This is a genomic window from Streptomyces sp. RP5T, assembly GCF_003933965.1.
GTDB lineage: Bacteria > Actinomycetota > Actinomycetes > Streptomycetales > Streptomycetaceae > Streptomyces.
Map to the genome: position 1 here is coordinate 1 of NZ_RSAJ01000783.1, position 3,263 is coordinate 3,263.

The window sequence follows — 3,263 nt, forward strand, 5'->3', positions numbered from 1 at the left end:
GTCGGGCACCCCGACCACTCCGCCCCCGACGACTCCGGTCACCCCCACCCAGTCGGTGGATCACCTGGAGGACTCGGGCACCGCGAAGCTGACCGCCATGGCGGGCGACGCGTTCACCGAGAAGATCAGCACCAAGGCGGAGAACGCGGCCGGCAAGGGCGTCGCCAAGGTCCGGATCCGGTACACGATCGTCGGCGACACCGACGCCACCTTCACCGGCGGCGAGAAGGTCGCCACCGCCCTCACGGACGCCTCCGGCGTGGCCACCGCGCCCGCGCTCCAGGCGGGCGAGACCACCGGCAGCTTCGCGGTCCGCGCCACCCTCATCGGCCGTACCGTCACCGGCCCGATCTACACGGCCACCGTCACCCAGCGCGTCGCCGACGCCCTCGTGCGCACCGCCGACACCGCGCTGACCTGCACCCCGGGCGGCGAGTTCGCCGACGCGGTCCAGGTGAAGGCCACCTACAAGGACGCCGTCGCGGACAAGGTCGCCGTCACCGCGACCCTGATTAAGTCGGCCGACGACGCGACCGCCAACGACAAGGGCCCCTACTTCAAGGACGCCGACGGCAAGACCGTCCGCACCCTGACGGGCCTCACCACCGACGCGGACGGCCTGCTGAAGCTGCCGCAGCTCTACGCCGACGACACCACCGGCACCTTCGTGCTGCGCGTCACCACGGCGGGCGGTGCCACGCTCGACGTGACGCTGACCGTGGCCGCCGCCGCGGACACCTCCACGAGCCCCTCGCCCAGCCCCAGCGCGAGTTCGTAGCCGGCGCGGCAACCTCCGAAGGGCGTCCTCTCCGCCACGGCGGACAGGGCGCCCTTCGTACGTGCGCGAGCTGTTCTCATCTCGCCCGCCCGTTGCTACCGTGCCGGGACCTGACGATGTCTCAGTTCCCGTGCGCCGGGAGGTGGATATGCGCGCCCTCATCGCCGCCGCGACCGGCCTCGCCCTCGCGTTCGCGCTGATCCTCACCATCACCGCACTCGGCACGCCGACCGGCAAGACGTCCCCGAAGCCGCTGCTGACCACGGTGCCCGCACACCCGTGACCCCCGGGAGGCCGAGATGCGCCGCAAGACCAGCCTGGTCCTGCTCGCCCTCGCCGTGTTCTTCGCGGCGCTGTCCCCGCTGCTGCGCTGGTACGCCTTCCCGCGCCTCGCCAAGATCCCCGCGAACCAGTACCAGGACATGGTCCTGGAGGCCAAGGACGCCACCCTCGTCGACTACGGCTCGATGACCGCGAAGAAGGTCTCCAAGGTCACCATCGTGCAGACCCTCAAGGGCAACGTGGAGGCCTCCGAGAAGATCGAGAAGACGGCCGGGAGGGACGTCGTCGTCTGGGACGGCCTGTCCTACGTCGTCGGACCCGACGGCAAGATGGTCTCCAGGATCCCCGAGCGGTACATCTTCGACGCCCACACCCAGGACCCCGTCCACGCCACCGGCGAGATGGTCGACGGAGACCCCGTCAGACGTGAGGGCATCGAGTTCAAGTGGCCCTTCCTCACCGAGAAACGGGACTACGAGTACTTCGACGCCCAGGCCCGCACCTCGGCCCCCATCCACTACGAGGGCACCCGGAACTTCCGCGGCCTCGACGTCTACTACTTCGAGCAGACCATCCCCTGGACCAAGGTGCCCTTCCCCAAGACCATGCCGGTCCAGGGCATCACCCCCGAGTCCATCGCCAGGACGGGCACCACCCGCTGGTACACCACCGTCCGGAAGTTCTGGGTCGAGCCCGTCACCGGCGCCCCCGTCTACGGCGAGGAACAGCACAAGGAGGAACTGCGCGGCGGCACCCTGCTCGGAGACCGCGACAAGGTGACGGTCTTCGCCGGCGACGTGAAGATGCGCGAGGACTACATCAGGCACACGGTCGACCTGGTCAAGTCCAACCGCACCCTCGTCCTCCTCATGACCTCCTACCTGCCGTGGGGCTTCCTGGCCCTCGGCGTCCTGCTGCTGGCGCTCGCGCTGCTGCTCGAAGCCCGCGGCCGCCGACCGGCCCCCGTGACGGCCGAAGAACCCGAACCGGTCACCGCCTGAGCCGCGCGGAGGTGTGCCGCGTCGGCTCGGCACCCGCCGGGTCCTCCGGCCACGGATGCTTCGGATAGCGGCCGCGCAGCTCCGCCCGGACACCCTTGTAGCCGTCCCTCCAGAAGGAGGCGAGATCGGCGGTGACCGCGGCGGGGCGCCCGGCGGGGGACAGGAGATGGACCAGCAGGGGCACACCGGCGATCCGCGGCGACTCCTGCAGCCCGAACATCTCCTGCAGCTTCACCGCGAGCACGGGCTGTTCCGGGATGCCGTAGTCGATCCGGATCCTGGACCCGCTCGGCACGGCGACCCGCTCGGGCGCCAGCTCGTCCAGCCGTGTGGCCTCGCCGGAGGCCCAGGGCAGCAGCCTGTGCAGGGCCTGCCCGGCGTCGACGCGCGCCAGGTCGGCCCGGCGCCGGGCACGGCTCAGCTCGGGCTCCAGCCACTCGTCCACGCGCGCGTGCAGCGCGTCCTCGGAGACCTCGGGCCACGGGTCACCGAGGTGGTGGCGCAAGAACGCCAGCCGCTGCCGCAGGACCTCCGCGTCGGACGTCCACCGCAGCAGCCGCAGCCCTTCCCGGCGCAGCCCTTCGAGGAGTGCCTCGCGTACGAGGAGGGGGTCGGCGTTCTTCAGGGGCCGTGCCGTGAGCTCGATCGCCCCGAGCCGCTCCACCCGGCGTGCCACGACGTCCCCGTCGGCCCACTGGACCTCCTGGCGCTCGGAGTGCAGTGAGGCCGCCGCCGACCTGGCCGTGTCCTCGTCGATCACGGCGGCGAGCTGCACGCGTGCGTGCCCCTTGCCGACGGGACGGTCCGCGACGGCCACCGCGATCCAGGACGCGCCGCGCAGCGGGGAGCCCTCGGACAGCTCGGCGCGGGTGCCGGAGGCCATGAGAAAGGAGCCGCCGTCCTTCCGCGCCACCCGCTCGGGGAACGCGAGGGCGGCCACGAGCCCGGCGAGACCGTCCTCACCGCCGTCCGCCGGCCGGTGGTCCTTCGGGGCGGACCCGGGCGCGGACTCGGCCGCGACGCCCCGCAACCGCCGCACCTCCGCCCGCCACCGCGCCGCATAGGCGTCGCTCCCGCGCCGGGCCGCCCGCAACGCGCCCGCGAGGTCGTCCCCGTACTCGCGCGGCGCCTCCTCGCTCAGCAGCGCGGTCACCTCGGCGGCCCGCTCGGCCCCGACCGACGCGGCCGCGTCCAGCAGGGCC

3 protein-coding genes and 1 pseudogene are annotated in these 3,263 nt (G+C 72.5%); 3 read left to right on the forward strand and 1 reads right to left on the reverse strand.

All coding sequences use genetic code 11. The annotated features are described in order from the left end of the window. The 3 genes and pseudogenes from EHS43_RS40905 to EHS43_RS40915 form a co-directional block, all read left to right on the forward strand. Positions 1-778: pseudogene (locus tag EHS43_RS40905) on the forward strand (lytic transglycosylase); the annotation flags it as partial. A 148-nt stretch (positions 779-926) separates the two neighbouring features. After that, the gene (locus EHS43_RS40910) at positions 927-1,061 is read left to right on the forward strand and encodes an SPW_0924 family protein (protein ID WP_106433589.1); all 135 of its coding nucleotides are present in this window, start codon (positions 927-929) and stop codon (positions 1,059-1,061) included. Between the two features lie 16 nt (positions 1,062-1,077). Beyond that, positions 1,078-2,061 carry a DUF3068 domain-containing protein gene (locus EHS43_RS40915; protein ID WP_125195591.1) on the forward strand — a complete coding sequence of 328 codons (984 nt, stop codon included), beginning with the start codon at positions 1,078-1,080 and terminating at the stop codon, positions 2,059-2,061. On the opposite strand, the gene EHS43_RS40920 is transcribed toward EHS43_RS40915, so the two are convergent. Then, positions 2,051-3,263, reverse strand: a 1,213-nt coding sequence (locus EHS43_RS40920; protein WP_312023475.1) for an ATP-dependent helicase C-terminal domain-containing protein, incomplete at its 5' end; no start/stop codon positions are given. The two genes, EHS43_RS40915 and EHS43_RS40920, sit on opposite strands and share 11 nt — an antisense overlap.